Here is a 21,807-nt window from a genome sequence, read left to right as displayed (position 1 = left end):
TTACCTCCGTTGAAATAACGCCATTGTTTCTATGTGTCCTGTATGTGGAAACATATTCATTAGCCCAATTTTAGTAACTTCAAAGCCTGCTTGCGAAATAATTGCACTGTCACGGGCTAAAGTAACAGGATCGCAAGAGACGTATAAAATGGTTTTAAACTGCTTTAAAGGTAGTTGCTCTAAAACAGCCATAGCACCTGTGCGAGAAGGGTCTAATACTAATACGTCTAGCGCCTTATTAAACCATTGTGCTGTTTCAATTTTTTGCGTTAAATCAAAACAATGAAAGTGCGCATTAGTGATAGAGTTAGTTTGCGCATTTTGCGTCGCCATTGCAACCGCCGATGCAACCCCTTCTACTCCAATAACCGATTTAGTATGCTGGGCTAGCACTAATGAAAAGTTACCAATACCACAAAATAAATCCAATACTTGCTCGTTTCCTTGCAAGTTAAGCCAATTTACCGACTGAGCTAACATAGCTTGGTTAACTTCATCATTTACTTGAATAAAATTACCAAGGCCAAATTCAAACTTTAAATTAAACTTTTCTAAAAAATAATACGGCGTAGGCAAATGAGCCTGCTCTATAACATCGCTGTTGTCTTGCCAAGTAATTAACCATTGCTGTGCGTTTGCTGCTTCTTGTATATAGCTTTTGGCTTCATCTGGTATCGCTTTAGTATGGCGAATAACAATAAAGTTCCCAGCCTCGTTTTGGCACAACTGTAAATGACTTATACTGTGTAGCGCTTTATATTGATTAATAAGTGTTTCAAAAATACTAAATACGTTAGTAAATGCCTTACTAAGCACATCACATTGCTCAATACTAATCACATTTTTAGAGCTAGGCGCACGATACCCAACTCGCATTTTTTTAGCGGCTTTATCATACATTACGGCAATACGCGCACTGCGTCTGTAATGAGTGGGCTTACTTAAAAGAGGCGCTTGCCAATTTAAGTCGCTTAATTTGGCAAATTTTTGAAACAATTGCGTCACTGCATTTTGCTTTTCAACCACTTGCTGATTTATTTCTAGGTGCTGCAACTGGCAACCACCACAGTGATTATAATGCTGACAAAAAGGCTGCGTGCGCGCATCGCTTGGATTAATAACCTTAACCAGCTTTGCACTACTGTACTTGGCTTTATCTTCAATTAGGCTTGCCGTTACTTTTTCATTCATTAAAGCGCCGCTTACAAAGCACACTTTGTTATTGTGTTTGGCAACGCCCCGCCCTTGATGATCCATGGCCGTAATATTAAGTGTGAGTGTTTGCTGTTTAAGTGGTTTTTTCTTTGCTTTAAAAATTTGCGCCATGCGGCATTACCTTAAATTTTGTATTACGTATAAGCAAATCAGATGCTTTGAGAATAGCCGATGAACCGTATATACTCGATCCATACTAATAATGATAATAACGCTTCCATTATGACCAAATTAGGCTTACGTGATTCTGTTTTAACCTTAACCTTGATCCCCACAGTGATCATTGGTTTGTTACTTGGCGGCTATTTTACAATAAATCGTTACATTGAGCTTGATGAAATTTTATATCAACAAGGCAGCTCAATATCTGAACCCTTAGCAATTGCTTTAGAGCAGCCTTTACTTGAAAAAAATAAAAAGCTGCTCAACCGTCTGATTAGTTACACACACAATAAGCACTCCCCAACCATTAAATCGATTGCTATTTTTGATACCAGCAATCAGCTTATTATGACCAGCAACTATCATCGCTCGTTTGATGAACTAACTCAAAAAGAACAAATTGAAAATCTTCACACAACAAAAATTAATAAATCAGAAGAGTTAATCACGTTCTACACCCCAATTTTTAATCACTCTGCGCCGGTATCAAAATGGGATATTAATGATTTTCAAACCCCGCTTGGCACCGTTATTTTACAACTTAATAAAGACCAAGCGATTATAGGCCAGCAGCGAGCGGTTTTAATTAGCGGCATTGTTATTTTATTTTCAATAATATTGGCATCTATTTTAGCGCTTAAGCTTAGCCGTATGTTTATGAACCCACTTAATAAGTTAGTACTTGCCACCGACAAACTAGTTGAAGGTAAAAGAGACACGGGTTTAAACGACACCATGATGGGCGAATTTGAACTTTTGCGTGAAGGGCTTAATACCATTGCCCACACTATGGTTATGCAAAAAGACGAAATGCAAAAAAATATTGATCAGGCCACGAGTGATTACCGCGAAACCCTAGAGCAATACGAAACCTCAAATATTCAGCTAACCATGGCCAAAAAAGAGGCGCAAGATGCTAACCGCGTTAAGTCCGACTTTTTAGCTAAAATGAGTCACGAGTTACGCACCCCGCTTAATGGGGTTATTGGCTTTACGCGCCAATTGTATAAAACACCTTTAAATAAACATCAAAAAGATTACCTCGATACCATAGAGCTTTCTGCCAATAGCTTATTGACGATTATTAGCGATATTTTAGATTTTTCTAAACTTGAAGCAGGCGCAATGGAGCTTGAATCAATCCAGTTTCAACTACGCGATAGCGTAAACGAGGTTATGACATTATTAGCTCCCTCGGCGCATGAAAAACAACTTGAGCTATCTATTTATATCAACCCACAAGTGCCTGATGATTTAACCGGTGACCCCACTCGCCTTAAACAAGTACTCATTAACTTGTTAAGTAATGCCATTAAGTTTACTGAAAAAGGCTCTATAAAAGTTGATATAAGCTACCGCTTATTAGATGAAGACCGCGCCTCTATTTTAGTATCAGTAACCGATACCGGTGTGGGTATTCCAATGGATAAGCAAGATGCGTTATTTACAGCATTTGGCCAAGCAGATTCATCCATCACCCGAAAATTTGGCGGCACTGGTTTGGGTCTCATTATTACTAAACATATTGTAGAGGCTATGAATGGCCGAATAACGCTAAATTCAGCCCCAGGAAGCGGCACCTGTTTTACCTTTAATGGTGTGTTTAGGTTGCCTGATCATACCTTTAGTAACGACTTACCTTCTAAATCGCTCATTGGTAAACGCATATTATACTTAGAGCCACACGAGCATACGCATCACTCAGTGCTTTCTGTATTAAACGAGTGGGAAACTGTAGTAACCGCTTGTTTTAATGAAGGTGCATTTCGAGACGCTATTAAACATAAAATGTTTAAATACGATATTTGTATTATTGGTGATATGGCATCGGTAGATGACATGCAACGTTTAAAGGGTTATATAAATAGTGTACGTGAGTCAACTGATTATTTATATTTAATGCTTAATACTATTTCTCATAGTATGAGAGAGTCTTTCATTGGTAGTGGTGCAGATGTATGTTTAAGTAAGCCGCTTAATCATCGTAAATTATGTGAAGTACTGGCTGCGCCTTATCGCCTTGATCATCCTACCTTAAATATTGAACCAAGCGATCAAACATTATTGCCATTAAAAGTACTGGTGGTAGATGACAACGATGCAAACTTAAAACTTATTTGCACCTTGTTAAAAGAGCAAGTTGAATTTATAGACACCGCTTATAATGGCTCGCAAGCCTACAGCTTAAGTAAAAGCCATAAGTACGATGTTATTTTTATGGACATACAAATGCCGATTATGGATGGCATTACCGCGTGTAAACTTATTAAGGAGTCTTCTTTAAACGAAGACACACCTATTATTGCGGTAACCGCGCATGCACTGCACAGCGAAAAAGAGCAGCTATTAAAAGATGGCTTTAAAGGCTATTTAACTAAGCCTATTGATGAGGACATGCTGAGCCAAATTATATGCGATCATAGTCCGCAATCGCCCGTAAGCCGCGACAAAATTAAAAGTGTAACGTCACAAAGCCCAGCTCCATTTGAAAGTAACTGCTTAGATTGGTCGCTTGCGCTACAACGTGCAGGGGGCAAAGGTGAGCTGGCGCTGGAAATGCTCAATATGCTATTACAAAGTGTGCCAGAGACGCTCTCGCAGCTCAACGAAGCTATTGAGCAAAACGATTGCCAAACGGTATTAAGTGTTATCCACAAATTCCATGGCGCGTGCTGTTATACCGGTGTGCCTAAGCTTAAATCACTGGCAGAAACCATAGAAACCTCACTTAAAAGTGATTGCGTGCTAGATAACGTTGAGCCTGAACTATTTGAGCTTCAGGATGAGCTGGAAAACCTCATGGCAGATGCAAGTGCTACCGAGCATCAACGCTAAAAAACACGTAATAAAAAAGCGCAGACAATGCGCTTTTAACAGGTTTTAATACCATTTTACTTAATTAAGTATTTCTATGAAATGGTGCCACCGTGGGGTTAAATTTATAACCTTGCCTCAATCATGAGGCGTTTCATGTCGCGTACTGCTTTTTCAAGGCCATCAATAGCTGCGCGCGCAATAATAGCGTGGCCAATGTTAAGCTCATAAATTTCAGGCATTGCAGCAATTGGTTTTACGTTATGATAATGAAGGCCATGCCCTGCATTTACAATTAAGCCTAAGCTCGCCGCGTATTTTACACCCTCTCGTATGTGCTCAAGCTCTTTGTGTAAATCTTCATCATTAGTGGCATCTGCATACGCGCCGGTATGAATTTCTACATACGGTGCACCACACGCTTTAGCTGCATCTAACTGTGCTTTATCGGCATCAATAAATAATGACACTTTAATACCCGCATCAGTCAATGTTTTAGTGGCCGCTTTAATTTTATCTACATTAGCGGCCACATCTAGGCCGCCTTCGGTCGTAAGCTCTTCACGTTTTTCAGGTACTAAACATACGTACTCAGGCTTTACTTCAAGGGCAATATTAATCATTTCATCTGTAACCGCTGTTTCAAGATTCATACGCGTTTGAATCGTTTTAGCCATTACGTATACATCGCGGTCTTGAATATGGCGACGGTCTTCACGCAAGTGAATAGTAATACCATCTGCACCGGCATGCTCTGCCACACTGGCCGCATGTGCTGGGTCTGGGTATGATGTACCACGCGCTTGGCGAAGCGTTGCAATATGATCAACGTTTACGCCTAAAAGAATGTCTTTCATTTTGTTACCTGTAAAATATGTTTATTGAGAGGCCATAAATAATTCACGGCTTTTTAATGGTTTATTACCCAGTAAAGGTTTTAGTAAATAACGGCTTAATTGTTTTGCCATATAGAGTACATCGCTTTGGCTAAAATCATGATTAGCAATCGCTTTGAGCTGCGCGCCGCTAAACCCTGAGCGCGTATCTTGTTGCATCAAAAAACCCAACTCAGGAAAGTAACTATACGTTTGCCTTTCATCAATTGGCTCACCACTGGCATCAAAGCTGAAGTCGACGCCATAGCCCAACAACTCTAATAGTTGAAATTCGTATGAGCGCAGCACCGACTGTAAATCGACATCGCTATTTAAGTTCTCTAAGTGAGTTTTGTAGAGCTCAAACACTTGTTCAAGTGGCTCGTTTACCGGCACAATGCGGTTAGTCAGCTCATTTAAATAAAAGCCACAGTAAAGCTTATCCTTTGTTAAATATAAAGGATTACCATGTAGCTCAAATTTATTAATGTATTTTAAATCGTACTTGCCACTGTAATGAACAAGCAGTGCCTGAAAAGGCTGTAATTGTGCTTTGTGTTTAGTGGCCTGGCGACCACTCACTCTGGCTAGCATTCTAAGCTGGCCTACGCCTTCTACCAGCATATCGAGCATTACTTGGGAGTCGCTATAAGGACGCCGATGTAATAGGTACGCTGTGTAGAAGTCGCTATCCATATTAGTTGGTTAAATGCAGGTTAATCTTCGCCATAGCCTAAACTTCTTAAGGCACGTTCATCATCTGCCCAACCCGATTTAACTTTAACCCAAAGCTCTAAAAACACTTTGTTATCGAGCATTTCTTCAAGGTCTTTACGGGCTTCACGGCCAATCACTTTAAGCTTTTCGCCTTTGTTACCTATTACCATGCGTTTTTGGGTTTCACGCTCAACAAGAATTAACCCGTTGATATGCCAAACACCGTTTTCTTGCCATTTAAACTGCTCAATTTCTACAGTAACAGAATACGGCAGCTCTTCGCCCATAAAGCGCATTAGCTTTTCACGAATAACTTCTGCCGCCATAAAACGCATTGAGCGGTCGGTTACATAGTCATCAGGAAAGTAAAATTCGCACGGTGGTAAGCGTTTAGTTACTTCGGCTTTAATTAAATCAACGTTTTTACCTTGTGTTGCCGATACCGGCATTATGCCCACAAAATCAAATTTGTCGCCAAGCATCTTCATATGCGGTAATACTAAATCGCGGTCTTTTACTTGGTCTATTTTATTAATAACAAGTAAAACAGGCTTACCACTTTGCGATACTTTATTAAGTACCATTTCGTCATCGGCATTCCAGTGAGTGCCCTCAACAACAAAAATAATAAGCTCGACATCACCAATTGAACTCGATGCAGCACGGTTCATCAAGCGGTTAATAGCGCGCTTTTCTTCAACGTGTAAGCCCGGCGTATCAATATAAACAGCTTGGTGTTGCCCTTCGGTATGAATACCCATAATACGGTGGCGAGTTGTTTGTGGCTTGCGCGAGGTAATACTTACTTTTTGCTCAATGATTTCATTAAGCAATGTTGATTTACCTACATTAGGGCGGCCAACAATGGCAACCATGCCACAAAACGTATCAATATCACCTTCATGAGGCTGTATTAAGGTATCAAGATTCATTTTTTAGTATCTTCAATGCTTTTTCGGCAGCTTTTTGTTCGGCTTTACGGCGCGAGCTACCAACAGAAATAATGCTATCCATACCTTCAACTATACATTCAACCGTGAACGTTTGATTGTGCGCTTGACCTTTGGTATCAACAACGGTGTAGCCCGGTAAAGATAACTTACGCGCTTGTAGATACTCTTGCAGCAAGGTCTTAGGATCTTTTTGATTAAGCCCTGGTGAAATAGCATCAAGTCGAGATTCGTACCACGCTAAAATTAGCTCGCCACAGCGGTCTATGTTTGAGTCTAAAAACACAGCCCCTATAATGGCTTCTACAGCATCAGCTAATGTTGATTCACGACGAAAACCACCGCTTTTTAACTCACCCGGCCCAAGGCGCAAGTAGTCACCTAAACCAAACTCTAGCCCAAATTCAGCAAGTGTTTGGCCACGCACAAGCGTAGAGCGCATACGGCTTAAATCGCCTTCACGCGCTTTTGGAAATTTGTCGTACAAAGCATTGGCAATAACAAAGCTCAAAATTGAATCGCCTAAAAACTCTAAGCGTTCGTTGTGTTGACCTTTATGACTGCGGTGCGTCATTGCCTGTTCAAGTAAACCTTGATCAGCAAATTCGTAGCCAATTCGTTTATATAATTCTGTTACATTTTTTTTCATTGTTACTGAATATTACCTAGGCGTTCAAAACGAACACCAGTTGGAACCCATCCTGGTAAAACATCATCTGGGCCATTCTCAAATTCAAAACTCATCCATATAAAGACAGCTTTACCCACCAAGTTTTCTTTTGGTACAAAGCCCCAAAAGCGACTATCTTGGCTGTTGTCGCGGTTATCACCCATCATAAAATAATGATCAGCTGGTACAGTCCATTCATCCGAAGGAGTACCTGGTTGCTGATAGTAACGCCCTTTACGTTCAGGTGCGCGTGGGTTGATTAAAATGTCGTGCTTGAGTGTCGTTAAATCTTCATTTACTCGGGCAAGCGACATTTGGCCTTGTTTAAACTCATTATCGTTAATTAATTTAAAATCAATTTTATTAAACTCATTACAAAGTAGGTCACCCTGCTGGGTCTCGCCTTCTTTACAATTAGGTTGAATATATAAACGTTTATCACGATAAACAATTTTATCGCCCGGTAAACCAATAGCACGTTTTATATAATCTACTCGCTCATCTAACGGGTATTTAAAAACAACAATATCGCCGCGTTCAGGCTCGCCTACATCTACAAGCTGGCTACGCCATACTGGGTCTTTAATCCCGTACGAGTACTTTTGTACTAAAATAAAGTCGCCCACCAACAGGGTTGGCATCATTGAACCTGACGGTATTTGAAAAGGCTCAAAAATAAACGACCTAAAAATAGTAATAGCTGCAATCATCGGAAAAATCGATTTTGCAGTTTCTGTAATTGCCGGCTCAGGTGCTATTAACGCCGCTGTTTCCTCATCAAGCTGGCCACCGGCAGATGTTTGGGCAAGCGCCAAACGCTCTTGCCTTTTTGGCGCATACATTAGGTGGTCAATTAACCATATTAAACCTGAGCCTAACGTTAATAACACCAATAAAACTGAGAAATAACCAGCCATCTATAATCCTTTGTTTTTATTTACCAACTTTCAAAATAGCTAGAAACGCTTCTTGCGGTACTTCTACGTTACCCAATTGCTTCATTCGTTTTTTACCATCTTTTTGCTTTTGCAATAGCTTTTTCTTACGACTCACGTCACCACCGTAACACTTAGCGATTACATTTTTACGTAATTGCTTAACTGTGGTGCGGGCAATAACATGTTGTCCTATTGCAGCTTGAATCGCAATATCAAACATTTGACGCGGAATAAGCTCTTTTAACGCATCAGCAAGTTGGCGGCCGCGTGATTGTGCACTGTCGCGGTGAACAATTATAGCGAGCGCATCAACACGTTCACCATTGATAAGTATATCAACACGTACCATGTCTGATGTTTGAAAGTGCTTAAAGTTGTAATCAAGCGATGCAAAACCACGACTGGTTGACTTTAATTTATCAAAAAAGTCCATAACCACTTCAGCCATAGGTAGCTCATAGGTTACAGCGACTTGCTTGCCGTGATAACTCATTTTAGTTTGCATACCACGCTTTTCTACACACAGAGTAATAACGCTACCTAAAAACTCTTGCGGTACAAGTATGTTTGCCTCTACCACTGGTTCGCGTATTTCAACAATATCATTTACCGCCGGTAAGTCAGACGGGTTATCAATTTGACTCGTACCTTCTTTGGTTACTACTTCGTAGATTACAGTAGGTGCCGTGGTAATTAAATCAATATCGTATTCACGCTCTAAACGCTCTTGAATAATTTCCATGTGTAGCATACCTAAAAAGCCACAGCGGAAACCAAAACCCAGTGCTGTTGAATTTTCAGGTTCAAAAAATAACGACGCATCATTTAAGCTTAGTTTATTAAGTGCATCGCGAAACGATTCATAATCATCAGAGGCAATTGGGAACATACCTGCATATACTTGCGGCTTAATTTTTTGAAAGCCTGGTAAACGCACTGGTGCCGCATTTTTTTGATGCGTAATCGTATCGCCCACTGGGGCGCCGTGTATTTCTTTAATACCGGCAATAACAAACCCTACTTCGCCGGTACGTAAAATACCCGTGTTGGTTTGCTTAGGGGTAAAAATACCCACGTGATCAGCTGTATGTACTTGCTCGTTCGACATTATTTTTATTTTGTCGCCGGCACGTAGTTCACCGTGCTTAATACGCACTAGTGATACAACACCTTGGTATGGGTCAAACCATGAGTCAATAATAAGCGCCTGCAAAGGTTGATCTTTTTCACCTACCGGTGGTGGAATATCCTTTACAATCATTTCAAGTACTTCAGCAATACCAACACCAGTTTTTGCACTACATTGCACAGCGTCTAGGGCATCAATACCAATAATGTCTTCAATTTCTTCTGCTACACGAAGCGGATCGGCTTGCGGTAAATCTATTTTATTTAAAACAGGGATTACTTCTAAATCCATTTCGATGGCGGTATAACAGTTTGCCAGTGTTTGTGCTTCAACACCTTGTCCGGCATCAACAACTAAAAGCGCACCTTCACATGCCGCTAAAGAGCGAGAAACTTCATAAGTAAAGTCAACGTGCCCTGGTGTATCGATAAAGTTAAGTTGGTAGGTCTCGCCATCGTTAGCTGTGTAGTTAAGCGTTACACTTTGCGCTTTAATGGTAATACCGCGCTCACGCTCAATGTCCATTGAATCTAACACTTGCTTTTGCATTTCGCGGTCTGTTAAGCCACCACAAACCTGGATCAAACGATCTGAAAGGGTCGATTTACCATGGTCAATATGGGCGATGATCGAAAAATTACGGATATGCTTCATAAACTGGATTCTAAACTTCTATTTTAATAGGCTAAGTACGAACACCTGAGTGACTTGAAAATACTTATTGGGTATAAGTGCTATATAAGTGGCTAAATGCGCTTTAGATAATCAAATTTTGATTGCCTTTTTACCCTGTATTTCCAAGTTACTCTGGTATAAAACGGCAATTTTACATTTAATTGGCCTTAATCACCATCTATTTGCGTTAAAGGAAGGCTAATTGGATGAATTTTTATCACTTTTACATCATGCCTGAGTGTTTTTACTTTGCTTTTAGCTAAAAAGTAACCACCTACACCGCCCAAAGCGGCGAATAATATTTGCCATCCCTGCGCTAAAAGTAGTAATTCGGCACTAATAAATGCAAGCGTTAATCCTAAAAATAAAGGCAGCATGTATACAGCAAAAGCATGTTTGACTAGATGCGAATCATCTAATGAGAGCGTTACTTTTTGGCCCACTTCTACAGGAGTATCAAATTGATATGGAAAGGTTTTTTTATCGCTACCAAAGAGTTTGGCAAAGACTTGCGAGCCACAGCGACCATTACACCCTTCGCAGGCTTTTTGTTGCTGGGCTTCTAAGTGGGCAGTGGTGCCATCTAGGGCAACCACTGTAAGTGTTTGTTCAATCATAACAACCCTTACGAATTGTTTATAATGCGCGAGTCACTGACTCAGCAATTGCCTTTGCGGTTTGGCTTGGCACATTACCAACAACGGATACATCAAAGTTTCCGCCATTATGCACATAAATTGTCGTTGCGCCAGAAGTTAATGATCCGCTTAAGCGGCGACCTGGTAAGGGGCGCTGTACAAAAACTGAAATTTCAACAAACCCATCAGAATATAAATAATAGTCAGTAAGTTCGTTATTTAAATCAAGTTTATGGCGGTCTGACTTTAGTAATTTAAAGCCATTAGGTAACCAACCAATGCGCCAGTTTGTGGCATTGCTTTTTTCACCTTTCAGTGCGTTACCTGGTAATGGCGTTGGAAAATTACGATTGAGCACTTCTAAAATCATCGGTGCTGGTTGCTCTGTTACGCTAATATGGGTTAACTGTAGCTGCTCTAATGCTTCACCTTGGTGGTTAACATAAGCGGCTTTTAATAACAGCGATGACTCTGTATCAAGCCAAATCCAATAGTTATATTTGTATTCATCTTTTGATTCTATTCTCACCAGTTGCGCCGCTCGCCCTGCAATACGGCCTTTACCACCTAGCACAAAATCATATTGGCTGCTTAATGCTTCAATATCTTTAAATAATACTTCAGGTATTGGCCCAGCAATGGAGTCTGTATTTATAGAATATGGCTGCGATTGCGGTTCAAAGTAGGTTACTTGGTCGTTAATTCTCACCATTTCTAAGCCCGCGCCATTAAGTAAACTTAAATGCTCAAGCTCTGTTTCACCTTGCTTTGCATGCACCCAACGGTAGGGTTCCATGGCTTTACCCTTTACCACCACAAAAGAGGCGTCAAAATTACGGGTATGCACTGCATTCGCCATGTTTAGTAATAAATCTTTGGCGGGATTTGTGTCGTTAGCAAAAACATTAAAGCTTAATACCAACGACAGAACAAAAGTGATTACTTTCATTTAATTAGTTTTTTTCCTCTTGCGCTTTGTCACTATTTTGCGCTGTTTGCAAAGAGTGTGCAACACGTGCTTGACGTTGATGCTCTAAAACTAACGCGCCAATGCGTTGTTGCTGTAATTCGCGTAAACCTTGCTCAGCGTTTTCAAGAGCAGGTTCTGATGAATAACTCACCGGCGACGCCATACCTGTTAATGGGGTAGTTTGTAAAAGCGGAATTTCGCTTTCTTGCTCGCCCGCACCTTGCGGCAAGGTATTTACGCCAACAATGGCAAACATAGCTACGCTTGCAGCAATAGCAAGTTGTGCAACCGGCTTACGCCAATTAAACGCCACTACTTTGTTGTCTTGCTGCGCTTCACTGTGCTCGGTATCTGGAGCTTTGTTTGCTGTCGATTGGGTGAAATCGGCATACACAGGCTCACTTTCAAGTGCTAAGGCGATGTTATCGCTTATATCGATGTGTATGTCGTTGTTATTTTTTTGAGCACGCATCGCATCACCAATTAGCGCATATCGACCAAACGTAGCAACATCCTGATCAGAAATTTTACCCTCTGCAAGGTGTTGTTCGCCGTCAAGTAATGCTGATAACGTTTCGCTATCCAACTTGTTAACGTGTGCTTTTGTCATACTAAGACTCGCCTATTAATGGGTTTAATTTATTATCTATTGCTTCTCGGGCTCTAAAAATACGCGAACGTACTGTCCCAACAGGGCAATCCATTACCACGGCTATTTCTTCATAGCTCATCCCTTCGATTTCTCTTAGGGTAATCGCGGTTTTAAGGTCTTCAGGCAAACTATCAATCGTATTAAAAATAACAGCGCGTACTTCGTCGCTTAACAGTAAGTTTTCAGGCGATGCGTTTGAACGCATCGAATCCGCACCGTCATAAAACTCGGCATCTTCAGCGTCTATATCGTTTGCTGGCGGTTTACGGCCCTGAGCTACTAAATAATTTTTAGCACAATTAACGGCAATACGGTATAACCACGTATAAAAGGCACTATCACCTCTAAAGTTTGGAAGTGCACGGTAGGCCTTAATAAATGCCTCTTGTGCTACATCTGCAATATCGCCTTGGTTAGACACATAACGTGAAATTAACCCTGCAATTTTGTTCTGATACTTCTTTACTAATAGGTTGAAGGCGTTTTTATCTCCTTGCTGGACCCTTTTTACAAGCGCTAAATCTAATTCCTGCTCGCTCATTCGAGCCGGTACTCCTCTGTTTGATTCTTGCTGGTTATTCATAGTGTCGCCATTGTTCACAAATACTCTGACCTCTTTATGAATAAAAAGTTCTGCTTAATATTATTTTTTTATAAAATAGTCGTAAATAACGGCGCTAAGCCATTAAAATCACTACGTAGTAATATGACAAATATGATACAACTACACTATTAAAAACAAATATTGCTCTAATTTGAGCATTGTAACCGCAAAGTACCTCTGACATGAACCAAAATAAACATCATATTGCTGATGTCGCTATTATCGGTAGCGGCGCGGCGGGCTTATCTCTTGCATTGTCTTTAGCTAACTATTGTAATGTTACTGTGATCAGTAAAGGTGCCCTTACCGAAGGCTCTACACTGTATGCACAAGGCGGGATTGCCGCAGTATTTGATAAAAAAAACGACAGCATAGAATCACATGTTGAAGATACCCTTGATGCCGGCGGTGGTTTATGTGACCGAGAAGCTGTGCATTATACTGCAAGTAATGCGCATCAGTGTTTACAATGGCTCATTGAGCAAGGCGTTCCTTTTGATATGGAGTTTGATAGCAAAGGAAAAGAGCGCTTTCATTTAACCCGCGAAGGCGGACACAGCCATCGCCGTATTTTACATGCAGCCGATGCCACTGGTAAGGCCGTACAAACCACGTTAATTAGCCAAGTTAAAGCGCATAAAAACATTACCCTGCTCGAGCAATACAACGCCATCGACTTGATTAGTGATAAAAGCTTAGGTAAGCCGGGTTCGCATATTCATGGCATGTACGTGTGGAATAAAAAAGCAAAAAAAGTAGAAACTATTTCCGCTAAATTTGTAGCGCTCGCAACGGGGGGGGCAAGCAAGGTGTATTTGTACACTTCAAACCCTGATGTATCTAGCGGTGACGGTATTGCCATGGCGTGGCGTGCAGGCTGTAGGGTAGCCAATATGGAATTTAACCAATTTCACCCCACTAGCCTTTATCATCCAGAGCTACAAAACTTCTTAATTACCGAAGCTATGCGCGGTGAAGGAGCGTATTTAAAGCGCCCCGACGGCACTCGCTTTATGAAAGACTTTGACGATAGAGAAGAGCTGGCACCGCGCGACATAGTAGCCCGTGCTATCGACTTTGAAATGAAGCGTTTAGGTGCAAATTGTGTATACCTAGATATTAGCCACAAAGATAAAGACTTTATTATTGAGCACTTCCCTACTATTTACGCAAAGTGTTTAAGTGTAGGGCTTGATATAACCAAAGAAGCCATCCCGGTTGTTCCTGCCGCGCATTATACGTGTGGCGGTGTAATGAGCGACTTTAATGGTAAAACCGATTTAGATAACTTATACGCTGTAGGCGAAGTAGCCTACACAGGTTTGCACGGCGCTAACCGTATGGCGAGCAATTCATTATTAGAGTGCATTGTGTTTGCTCACGCTGCCGCTAAAGATATTTTAAGTAAACTTGAGCATGCGCCAGCACCACTTGCGCTGCCAAGTTGGGATGAAAGCCGAGTCAGTAATTCTGATGAAGAAATTGTTATTACCCATAACTGGCACGAACTGCGGTTATTTATGTGGGATTATGTAGGCATTGTGCGCTCAACTAAACGCCTAGAACGAGCACTGCACCGTGTTGAGTTATTACAACAAGAAATACATGATTATTACGCAAACTTTAGAGTAAGTAATAACTTATTGGAGCTTCGTAATTTAGTACAAGTAGCCGAGCTTATAATTAGAAGTGCAATGCAGCGTAAAGAAAGCCGTGGCCTTCACTATACAATTGACTACCCTGAGCAAAATGAAAACCCAACACCCACTATTTTGATTCCACCTCGCCATTAATGGCAATCAATGCTGCGCGCTTTAAACGTGCGTAGCTTTGCTTATTTACGCCATTAGCTGAAATAATAAGCCATTGGTGTTTATTAAAACCTTTAATGTGTAACCACACACTGGTATTTAATATTTTTGTTTTAGGGGTTATTTGCCCCTGAACTTTTAAACTTTCGTTTTCGAAGCGTATTTGCTTAGGCTCTAAAATAATAACGCCACTTTCAGGGTGAATGGCCACTATTTTTTGCCATACCCAGCATAGCGCAATTGCATTTACAGTTATACAAACAACAATGCTAAAAAAAGAGCTTAAATAAAGCCCCAATACCACACTTAATAAGCAGAAAAACAGCACCACTGGCCGCTGTTCTGCTTTATTATTTACTACTGTAAACCTATACACGAACTCGGTCTAAAATTAGCGATACCATGGTATTAAGCTCAGCATCTTTACATTCTTCATGGCCCATAAACCATGCAAATAAATCAGGGTCTTCTTGGGTTAGCAAACGCTGAAATACAGCCTGTTGCTGTGCATTTAACGAATCATACGCCTGCTCTACAAATGGCATAAACAAAACATCTAACTCTAACATGCCGCGGCGACAAGCCCAGCGTATACGTGCTTTACTATGAATTTCAGTCATTTTAAACCTCATACTTAATTGTCCCGAGTTTAACAAATACCCGCCTAATTAGCAGCTATTAATCTGTGTTCAAATAATAAAAAACTGCCCGCCTTCGTTGCTGTACCCTAGGTTATAACTGCGTTATTATGTCTACTCATTTGTATTGCACAGAAGGTTTTTATGTCGAGCGTTTATGCATGTCCGTTATCTCACCAACTTATTAGCCTAACCGGTGCGGATAAATTGTCTTATCTTCACGGACAAATCACTCAAGATCTCAATAAACTATCTAACAGCAATTATTTATGGGCTGGTCACTGCAGTGCCAAAGGCAAGTTGTGGGGTGTGTTTAAATTATTTTCTCACCAAGATAGCTACTACTTAGCAGGTTCACAGCCTGAGGTAGAGAAGTCGCTCAGTGAGCTAAAAAAATACGCTGTGTTTGCCAAAGTAGATATTGATGTTTCTACGAACAGATTAATCGGGTTGATCAGTGACGATTTAACCCCAGTACTAGAAAAACTTGATATTCGTTTTTCTGATGACCAAACGGCCTGTGACTTCCCAAGTGGTAAAGCCCTTAAGTTAGCGCCAAATCGCGTTTTACTAATGGTTGATAGCCAATTTAGTATGCCAGATGATGTGTCTACATTAGATAACTGCGCACTATGGCAAGAAGCCGCTATAAAAGCGGGCGAGCCACAATTAAATAGTGACGCCATTGGCGAATACGTACCACAAATGGTAAACCTTCAAGCGATTAACGGCATTAGTTTTAAAAAAGGCTGTTACACCGGCCAAGAAACGGTTGCCCGTATGAAGTACCTAGGTAAAAACAAACGCGCTATGTATATTGTTACAGGTAAAAGCGATGGCCTACTTGAAGAGCCTGAGCTTGAAACCCAAGTGGGCGAAAACTGGCGCCGCGCTGGTAAACTAATTGCCCAAAGCTATAACGAAAATAGCCAAACCATATTTGGCCTTGTTGTGCTGCCAAACGATACACCAAGTACACACGTACTTCGTGCAAAGCACATCCCTCAGGTAGAGCTAAGCATTCTGCCTCTACCTTACTCTCTTGAAGATGAATAAATAGGAATGACTATGATCGTTGCACCAAACACAGTAGTAAAAATGCATTATTCAGTACTGGATAACGATGGCAATACCATTGATAACTCTTTTGATGGCGAGCCACTGGTTTTTATTATTGGCACAGGCTACTTAATCCCAGGGCTTGAAAATGCACTCCAAGGCAAGCAAGCCGGTGATACATTAAATGTAAAAGTAGAACCTGAAGAAGGCTACGGCGAACGTCACGATAACCTAATGCAAGCGGTGCCTAAGTCGATGTTTGATGGCATGGAGATTGAAGTGGGTATGCAATTTAGAGCGTCAACTGATGATGGTGATCAATCTGTGATGATTATCGAGATTCAAGATGAAGACGTTATAGTTGATGGCAACCACCCGCTTTCGGGTATTACCCTTAACTTTGATGTAGAAATTTTAGAGGTGCGCGAAGCAACCGAAGAAGAGCTTGCGCACGGCCACGTGCACGGTGAAGGCGGTTGTGGTCACGATCACTAATCATACCGCCGTTTATAAAAAAGCGCCTAAGGCGCTTTTTTTATAACATATTGTTGTAGGTCGCGGTTTTTATTGGCGCCGGTTCCTCTAAAGGGGTTTCACTGGGTGTTATTTTACCCTCAAGCGCACGTAATAAGCCTTGCTGATCGTTTGTTCCCACTCGGTACTTAGTACCGTCTTTTAAGGTTAACTGTAGCGCACTAAACCCTGATACAGAATACACCCACCCATCATGCGTAATACGAATACCAATGCCATGGCGGTAAGAGTTTTGCACCGCTTTAGCCTCTACTATGTCAGTTAGTGCTAATCGTTGCCCCGCAACGCCAGGGCCAAAAGCCCAACTAATTGTTTGCTCGTCAACTTTTACAGTTAAGCCATGAAACAAAAAACCGACTAAAACCAATACACCGGCAAATACCATTAATGGCACATCGGCGCCCATTAAGTTCCAGGCTAAGGCTACAAAGCCGCCTATCCATGCTAAAACAAAAAATATAAACACCGCATATTGTTTATGCTGATACATAACGCTCTCTTTATTATTAAAAACTGTACACCAACGTGGCGCTTAATTCTGAGTCGTATTTAAGGTTATCGTCTTCAGGTTTTGAATTATAACGATACATGTAGGCAAACTTTAACGATACCGCTCCTATGACTTGGCTAATCAAAGCGGTTTCTGACTTCAAACGCGAATTTAACCCCGACAAAGACTGCTCAATACTCACATCTTGATTAAAGCGCGTGCGCTTTGATACCAAACGCTCCCACTGCATTGCAATACGAACTAAATAACCGGTTTTGTTTTCATCTTCTTCGCTTACCTCTGATTCATCATCAGCGACAGAGCGATATAAGCCTGGGCCAATATCAATATCTACTTTATTTTTTACACCTTGGTAAACTCTGGCACCATAGCCGGTAGCCACCGTACTTTTGTAATCTAGGCCACTAAATTTATCTTCTTCGTAGTCACCGTAAATAAAAAATGAAGAGTTTTTAACGCCCACTTTGTAGTTACCCTGTGCAGAGACAAAAATACGGTCTGCCGTTACATCGGTTTGCCCTGTATCTTCGTTTTGATCTCGTTTATACAAGGTGTCTAATTTAAATTGGTTACGCCAATTTTCGAAGTCTTGGTATAAATTTCCTCTAAACTTAAAGCTGGTAGAGTTAGTATTACCCTTACTTAAAATCAAGCCAAATTCCGTATCGCCATAGAGCATTTCGCCTTTATGTAGCTCGTGAATTTCTTCATCAGAGAGTTGTCCATATTCATGAAAGTCTTCAAATGGATCAACAGCCCAACAGCGGCTGCTCATTATTAAAAACACGAATAGTAAATACTTATGCACGGTAAACTCTCTTGCACATACAAACAAAACTGCTTACTCAGCGTGCTCTGTTTCTTTCCACAAAATATGACAAAACGGCGCGTCTTTATCACGGCTAATTAAAATTTTTGCAAATAACACATCTTCGTTTTCAAACTCTAACCCCACTAGCACTTGCACAAATAACTCCGGCTCTATTTCAAGTGCTACAAAGTTTTGCCATTGCTCATCAGGCTCGCCTTCTTCAATAAACCCAAGTTCTTCTCGGTATTCGTTAAAGTCTTCAACATCTTGTTCGCTAAGATTATTTGGCGCCAGCTCTAAAAAAATATCGTACGCTTGATGGGTAACTTCTTCTTCGCTATATAAACGTGGGCCTGACATGGGTAAAACCTCAATGCATTTTAAGTGCGCACATAATATCAAAACTCATCTGTGTTTTGAGAAAAAACAGCTAAAAATAATGACTTTTTTGTTACCAGCTCATGCGCAGTTAAGCTTAAATAAGATTCAAAGTGCTTTGACTAAAAAAGTTAAAAATAATTCAATTTATTTTTTATTATAAAACAAACCGTTACTTTACTTAGTAAGGCGTACATCATAAGCTCAAACACATAATAATAGGAGAGCGCAATGATAAAACTAGAAATACAACAAGGCATTGCTAACGTTATTTTAAGCCGCGCAGAAAAACAAAATGCACTTAGCTTTGATATGTTCATGCAATTAAACAGCACTATTAAACGTATAAAAAAAGATAAAAGTGTTCGCGCCGTAGTAATAAAAGGTGATGGTGAGCATTTTTGCTCAGGGCTTGATGTGGCTGCAGTGATGGCCTCACCATTAAACATTGTTAGGCTGTTGCTAAAATGGCTACCTGGCAATCAAAACCTAGCTCAAAAAGTGGTACTGGGCTGGCAATCGTTAAGCGTACCTGTGATTGCGCAAATAAACGGAAATTGTTTAGGGGGTGGGCTACAAATAGCATTGGGCGCCGACTATAGAGTTGTTGATACCCAAGCAAAACTGGCCATTATGGAAGCACGTTGGGGGCTATGCCCCGATATGGGCGCTAATGTAGTGCTTGCTGGTTTATTAAAGCGCGACCAAGCGCTGTGGCTGGCAAGCCACGCCAACCCTATTAGTGCACACACGGCCTACGAGCTGGGGTTAGTCACAGAGCTTACAGACAATACCGAACAGGCCACACAGCGCATGTTAAATATATTACGTGAACGCTCCCCCGATACACTGGCAGCGATAAAGCGCGTTACTCAGCAAAGCTACACAACAAACCAACGACAAATTTTAGCTAAAGAAACGTTTAGCCAAATTCGCTTGTTACTCAATCCTAATACTAAAAAAGCAATTGCCAAAGCAAAAGGGAAAACAGATATAAGCTATGCAAATTCAAAGCGCTGGTAAGACTAAATTAGCATTTAATAATAGTGCGTATTTGCTAACGTTAATTTCTTTCTATATTAATGAGCCATTATCATGAAGTACTTGCTTAGCAGTGCAATTATTTTACTGTGCTTAGGGTGTGCTAAATTAATAATGCACTTAATTGGTGGCAGCTTCCCTGCACCGCTCCTTGGCATGGTTATTTTACTGAGTTTATTACTGTTAGGTGTAGTGAAAGAGCACCATATTAAACCCTCGGCCTCCCCTATTTTAAATATTATGCCAATATTTTTTATACCCGCGGGGGTAGGATTTATCGAGCACATTGCACTTATTAAGCTACATTGGCCCTATTTGGTTTTGGTTATTTTGCTCGTCCCTGCCAGTACGCTTTTACTGGTAAGCAGCGTTGTTGGCTATGTTAAAGGTAAAAATAACAATGACTGAGCTGCACCTTACACTATGGTACTTAACAACTCCCGCTATTATTTTGCTGTTTTTATTATTAAGAGCGTTTAATAAACACTGGCAGCACAGCATAGTAAAGTCGCTCACCAACCCGGTGTTTTTAAGTATTGCGATTATTGCCTTAGTTCTTGTTAATTTAAAATTACCTTATGCTGATTTTTCCACGCATAGCCAACTACTTAGTTGGCTATTAGAGCCTGCTATAGTGGCACTGGCCTTACCTTTGTATCAGCAGTTTATACATGTCAGAAAAAATCTACTGTTAATAGTAAGCACGTGTAGCTTAGGCATTATTAACGCCACTGTGGTGGCTTTTATTTTAAGTATTTTATTTGATGTACCCGCCAATTTAAGCGCCTCCGTAGCTGCATTAAGTGTAACTACGCCTATTTCGTTAATAGTTACTGAGTCCTTAGGGGGGATTAGCTCTCTTGCCGCAGCATTAGTTATATTTATTGGCTTACTAGGTGCACTCTTTGGGTTAATGCTCATTAAGTGGATAGGTGTTAATAACCAGCAAGCTCAAGGAATAGCAATGGGAACTGCGTGCCATGCTATAGGCACCGCAGCAGCACTAGACGAGCACCCAAAAATAGGCGCGTTTTCCTCGGTTGCGATGGCTTTAAGCGCATTATTAACCGCCATAATAGTCCCCGTGCTATATCCTTTTTTAGTCAACACTTTGCTATAGTTAGCAAAAAATAATTACGCAATATAAAGAGCCCACTATGATCAGTTCTGAAATAGAACAATTTGAAAAATACTACACCATGCTCACTGAGTATTTAGTTACCTACAGCATGCAAATTGTGGGTGCCGTTTTTATTCTTATACTGGGTTTGTGGGTGGCTAAAAAACTCTCAAATTTAGTCGCTAAATTGATGGCTCGTCACAATGTCGATATCACGCTTACCAGCTTTGTCAGTAACGTGGTAAAAGTATTGCTTATTGTGATGGTTGTAGTGATAGCGCTTGGCAAAATAGGCATTAGTGTTACCCCCTTTGTAGCGGCTATAGGTGCTGCTTCTCTGGGTGCGGGTTTAGCCTTACAAGGAATGCTTTCAAACTATGGCGCAGGCCTTGCTATTATTGCCACGCGCCCTTTTGTGGTAGGCGATACCATTGAAGTAAAAGGAGTCAGCGGCCAAGTAAAAACAATTGAGCTGGGTTACACCATTTTAATTGATGAAGAAAAAGTAGAAATCACTATTCCTAACAAGCACATAGTGGGTGAAATTATTCACAACTCGTTTAGCTACTCGTTAGTTAAAGGAGAAATAGACATAGCTTATACTGCCTGCGCTGATACCGCTGTTAGCCTTATTGAAGAAGTGTTAAAGGCTCATGATCAGGTGGCTCAAAACCCTATTTCTCAAGTAGGCATAGAGCGCTTTGCCGATAGCGGCGTAACCATTAGTTATCGCTATTGGGTGCCTACAACCAAAATAATAGAAACCAAGCTTGCTATTAACGCAGGCGTTTATAAAGCCATTAATAGCGCTGAGATAGAAATACCCTTTCCGCAGCGGGTGGTTACTATTAAAGAACGCGACCTTTCTTAATAAAAAACAAAGCCGCTTAATGCG

General features: G+C 40.8%; 24 protein-coding genes. 8 read left to right on the top strand and 16 right to left on the bottom strand.

Translation table 11 applies throughout. The features are described 5' to 3' along the window. Positions 1-1,326 (bottom strand): 23S rRNA (uracil(1939)-C(5))-methyltransferase RlmD, encoded by a 1,326-nt coding sequence (gene rlmD / locus MTF68_RS09995; protein WP_248462368.1) that lies wholly within the window; start codon positions 1,324-1,326, stop codon positions 1-3. 111 nt (positions 1,327-1,437) lie between these two features. Here rlmD and barA point away from each other — a divergent pair, with 111 nt between their 5' ends. After that, positions 1,438-4,212, top strand: a complete 2,775-nt coding sequence (gene barA / locus MTF68_RS09990; protein ID WP_248462367.1) for a two-component sensor histidine kinase BarA — start codon at positions 1,438-1,440, stop codon at positions 4,210-4,212. 104 nt (positions 4,213-4,316) lie between these two features. Here the strand turns inward: barA and pdxJ are convergent, their stop codons facing one another. From pdxJ to rpoE, 10 genes are all read right to left on the bottom strand, one after another. After that, a complete protein-coding gene (gene pdxJ, locus MTF68_RS09985) occupies positions 4,317-5,048 on the bottom strand; it encodes a pyridoxine 5'-phosphate synthase (protein ID WP_064385222.1) in 732 nt (243 codons plus the stop codon). Between the two features lie 21 nt (positions 5,049-5,069). Further along, on the bottom strand, positions 5,070-5,762 hold the full coding sequence (gene recO, locus MTF68_RS09980) for a DNA repair protein RecO (RefSeq protein WP_024033080.1): 693 nt from the start codon (positions 5,760-5,762) through the stop codon (positions 5,070-5,072). 20 nt (positions 5,763-5,782) lie between these two features. After that, positions 5,783-6,715, bottom strand: coding sequence for a GTPase Era (era, locus tag MTF68_RS09975; protein WP_004586229.1), 933 nt, complete (start codon positions 6,713-6,715; stop codon positions 5,783-5,785). Next, complete coding sequence (gene rnc / locus MTF68_RS09970) at positions 6,705-7,382, bottom strand: ribonuclease III (protein ID WP_004586228.1); 678 nt, start codon at positions 7,380-7,382, stop codon at positions 6,705-6,707. Before rnc ends, era begins: the two co-directional genes overlap by 11 nt. A gap of 2 nt (positions 7,383-7,384) precedes the next feature. After that, positions 7,385-8,320 carry a signal peptidase I gene (lepB, locus tag MTF68_RS09965; protein ID WP_004586227.1) on the bottom strand — a complete coding sequence of 312 codons (936 nt, stop codon included), beginning with the start codon at positions 8,318-8,320 and terminating at the stop codon, positions 7,385-7,387. A 16-nt stretch (positions 8,321-8,336) separates the two neighbouring features. Next, a complete protein-coding gene (gene lepA / locus MTF68_RS09960; protein ID WP_029771928.1) occupies positions 8,337-10,124 on the bottom strand; it encodes a translation elongation factor 4 in 1,788 nt (595 codons plus the stop codon). 188 nt (positions 10,125-10,312) lie between these two features. Further along, the gene (locus tag MTF68_RS09955; RefSeq protein ID WP_248462365.1) at positions 10,313-10,762 is read right to left on the bottom strand and encodes a SoxR reducing system RseC family protein; all 450 of its coding nucleotides are present in this window, start codon (positions 10,760-10,762) and stop codon (positions 10,313-10,315) included. Between the two features lie 19 nt (positions 10,763-10,781). After that, complete coding sequence (locus MTF68_RS09950; protein ID WP_029771929.1) at positions 10,782-11,732, bottom strand: MucB/RseB C-terminal domain-containing protein; 951 nt, start codon at positions 11,730-11,732, stop codon at positions 10,782-10,784. A 4-nt stretch (positions 11,733-11,736) separates the two neighbouring features. Beyond that, positions 11,737-12,363: an RseA family anti-sigma factor gene (locus MTF68_RS09945; RefSeq protein ID WP_024033083.1), complete on the bottom strand. Its 627-nt coding sequence runs from the start codon at positions 12,361-12,363 to the stop codon at positions 11,737-11,739. A 1-nt stretch (position 12,364) separates the two neighbouring features. Continuing rightward, a complete protein-coding gene (rpoE, locus tag MTF68_RS09940; protein WP_004586222.1) occupies positions 12,365-12,946 on the bottom strand; it encodes an RNA polymerase sigma factor RpoE in 582 nt (193 codons plus the stop codon). Positions 12,947-13,191: 245 nt separating this feature from the next. Between rpoE and nadB the strand changes: the two genes are divergently transcribed. Next, entirely contained in the window at positions 13,192-14,802 is a 1,611-nt protein-coding gene (gene nadB / locus MTF68_RS09935; protein WP_024033085.1) for an L-aspartate oxidase, read from the top strand. Here nadB and MTF68_RS09930 read toward each other — a convergent pair. Then, positions 14,777-15,196 (bottom strand): hypothetical protein, encoded by a 420-nt coding sequence (locus tag MTF68_RS09930; protein ID WP_248462363.1) that lies wholly within the window; start codon positions 15,194-15,196, stop codon positions 14,777-14,779. The two genes, nadB and MTF68_RS09930, sit on opposite strands and share 26 nt — an antisense overlap. Next, a complete protein-coding gene (locus tag MTF68_RS09925; RefSeq protein WP_004586219.1) occupies positions 15,189-15,440 on the bottom strand; it encodes a succinate dehydrogenase assembly factor 2 in 252 nt (83 codons plus the stop codon). The genes MTF68_RS09930 and MTF68_RS09925 overlap by 8 nt, the downstream gene beginning before the upstream one ends. Positions 15,441-15,602: 162 nt before the next feature. On the opposite strand from MTF68_RS09925, the gene MTF68_RS09920 reads away from it, so the two are divergent. After that, positions 15,603-16,514: a transcriptional regulator gene (locus tag MTF68_RS09920; RefSeq protein WP_248462361.1), complete on the top strand. Its 912-nt coding sequence runs from the start codon at positions 15,603-15,605 to the stop codon at positions 16,512-16,514. Positions 16,515-16,526: 12 nt separating this feature from the next. Next, positions 16,527-17,012, top strand: coding sequence for a peptidylprolyl isomerase (locus MTF68_RS09915; RefSeq protein ID WP_004586217.1), 486 nt, complete (start codon positions 16,527-16,529; stop codon positions 17,010-17,012). 40 nt (positions 17,013-17,052) lie between these two features. Here the strand turns inward: MTF68_RS09915 and MTF68_RS09910 are convergent, their stop codons facing one another. Genes MTF68_RS09910 through MTF68_RS09900 form a run of 3 tightly spaced genes read right to left on the bottom strand, consistent with a single transcriptional unit; the run spans position 17,053 to position 18,733 of the window. Further along, on the bottom strand, positions 17,053-17,541 hold the full coding sequence (locus MTF68_RS09910; protein WP_248462359.1) for a hypothetical protein: 489 nt from the start codon (positions 17,539-17,541) through the stop codon (positions 17,053-17,055). Positions 17,542-17,557: 16 nt separating this feature from the next. Further along, a complete protein-coding gene (locus tag MTF68_RS09905; protein WP_004586215.1) occupies positions 17,558-18,370 on the bottom strand; it encodes a DUF481 domain-containing protein in 813 nt (270 codons plus the stop codon). A gap of 33 nt (positions 18,371-18,403) precedes the next feature. Then, on the bottom strand, positions 18,404-18,733 hold the full coding sequence (locus MTF68_RS09900; protein ID WP_029771932.1) for an HI1450 family dsDNA-mimic protein: 330 nt from the start codon (positions 18,731-18,733) through the stop codon (positions 18,404-18,406). 249 nt (positions 18,734-18,982) lie between these two features. On the opposite strand from MTF68_RS09900, the gene MTF68_RS09895 reads away from it, so the two are divergent. From MTF68_RS09895 to MTF68_RS09880, 4 genes are all read left to right on the top strand, one after another. Then, positions 18,983-19,774 (top strand): crotonase/enoyl-CoA hydratase family protein, encoded by a 792-nt coding sequence (locus tag MTF68_RS09895; RefSeq protein WP_248462357.1) that lies wholly within the window; start codon positions 18,983-18,985, stop codon positions 19,772-19,774. 72 nt (positions 19,775-19,846) lie between these two features. Further along, positions 19,847-20,200: a CidA/LrgA family protein gene (locus MTF68_RS09890; RefSeq protein ID WP_004586211.1), complete on the top strand. Its 354-nt coding sequence runs from the start codon at positions 19,847-19,849 to the stop codon at positions 20,198-20,200. Next, positions 20,193-20,912 (top strand): LrgB family protein, encoded by a 720-nt coding sequence (locus MTF68_RS09885; protein WP_121637848.1) that lies wholly within the window; start codon positions 20,193-20,195, stop codon positions 20,910-20,912. The genes MTF68_RS09890 and MTF68_RS09885 overlap by 8 nt, the downstream gene beginning before the upstream one ends. A 37-nt stretch (positions 20,913-20,949) precedes the next feature. Beyond that, complete coding sequence (locus tag MTF68_RS09880; protein ID WP_029774567.1) at positions 20,950-21,783, top strand: mechanosensitive ion channel family protein; 834 nt, start codon at positions 20,950-20,952, stop codon at positions 21,781-21,783. Positions 21,784-21,807 lie beyond the last annotated feature (24 nt).

Source organism: Pseudoalteromonas sp. 2CM37A (assembly GCF_023161885.1).
GTDB classification, from domain to species: domain Bacteria; phylum Pseudomonadota; class Gammaproteobacteria; order Enterobacterales; family Alteromonadaceae; genus Pseudoalteromonas; species Pseudoalteromonas atlantica.
The sequence above is the reverse complement of the archived record's forward strand: the minus strand, read 5'-3'. Positions and strand labels throughout refer to the sequence as shown.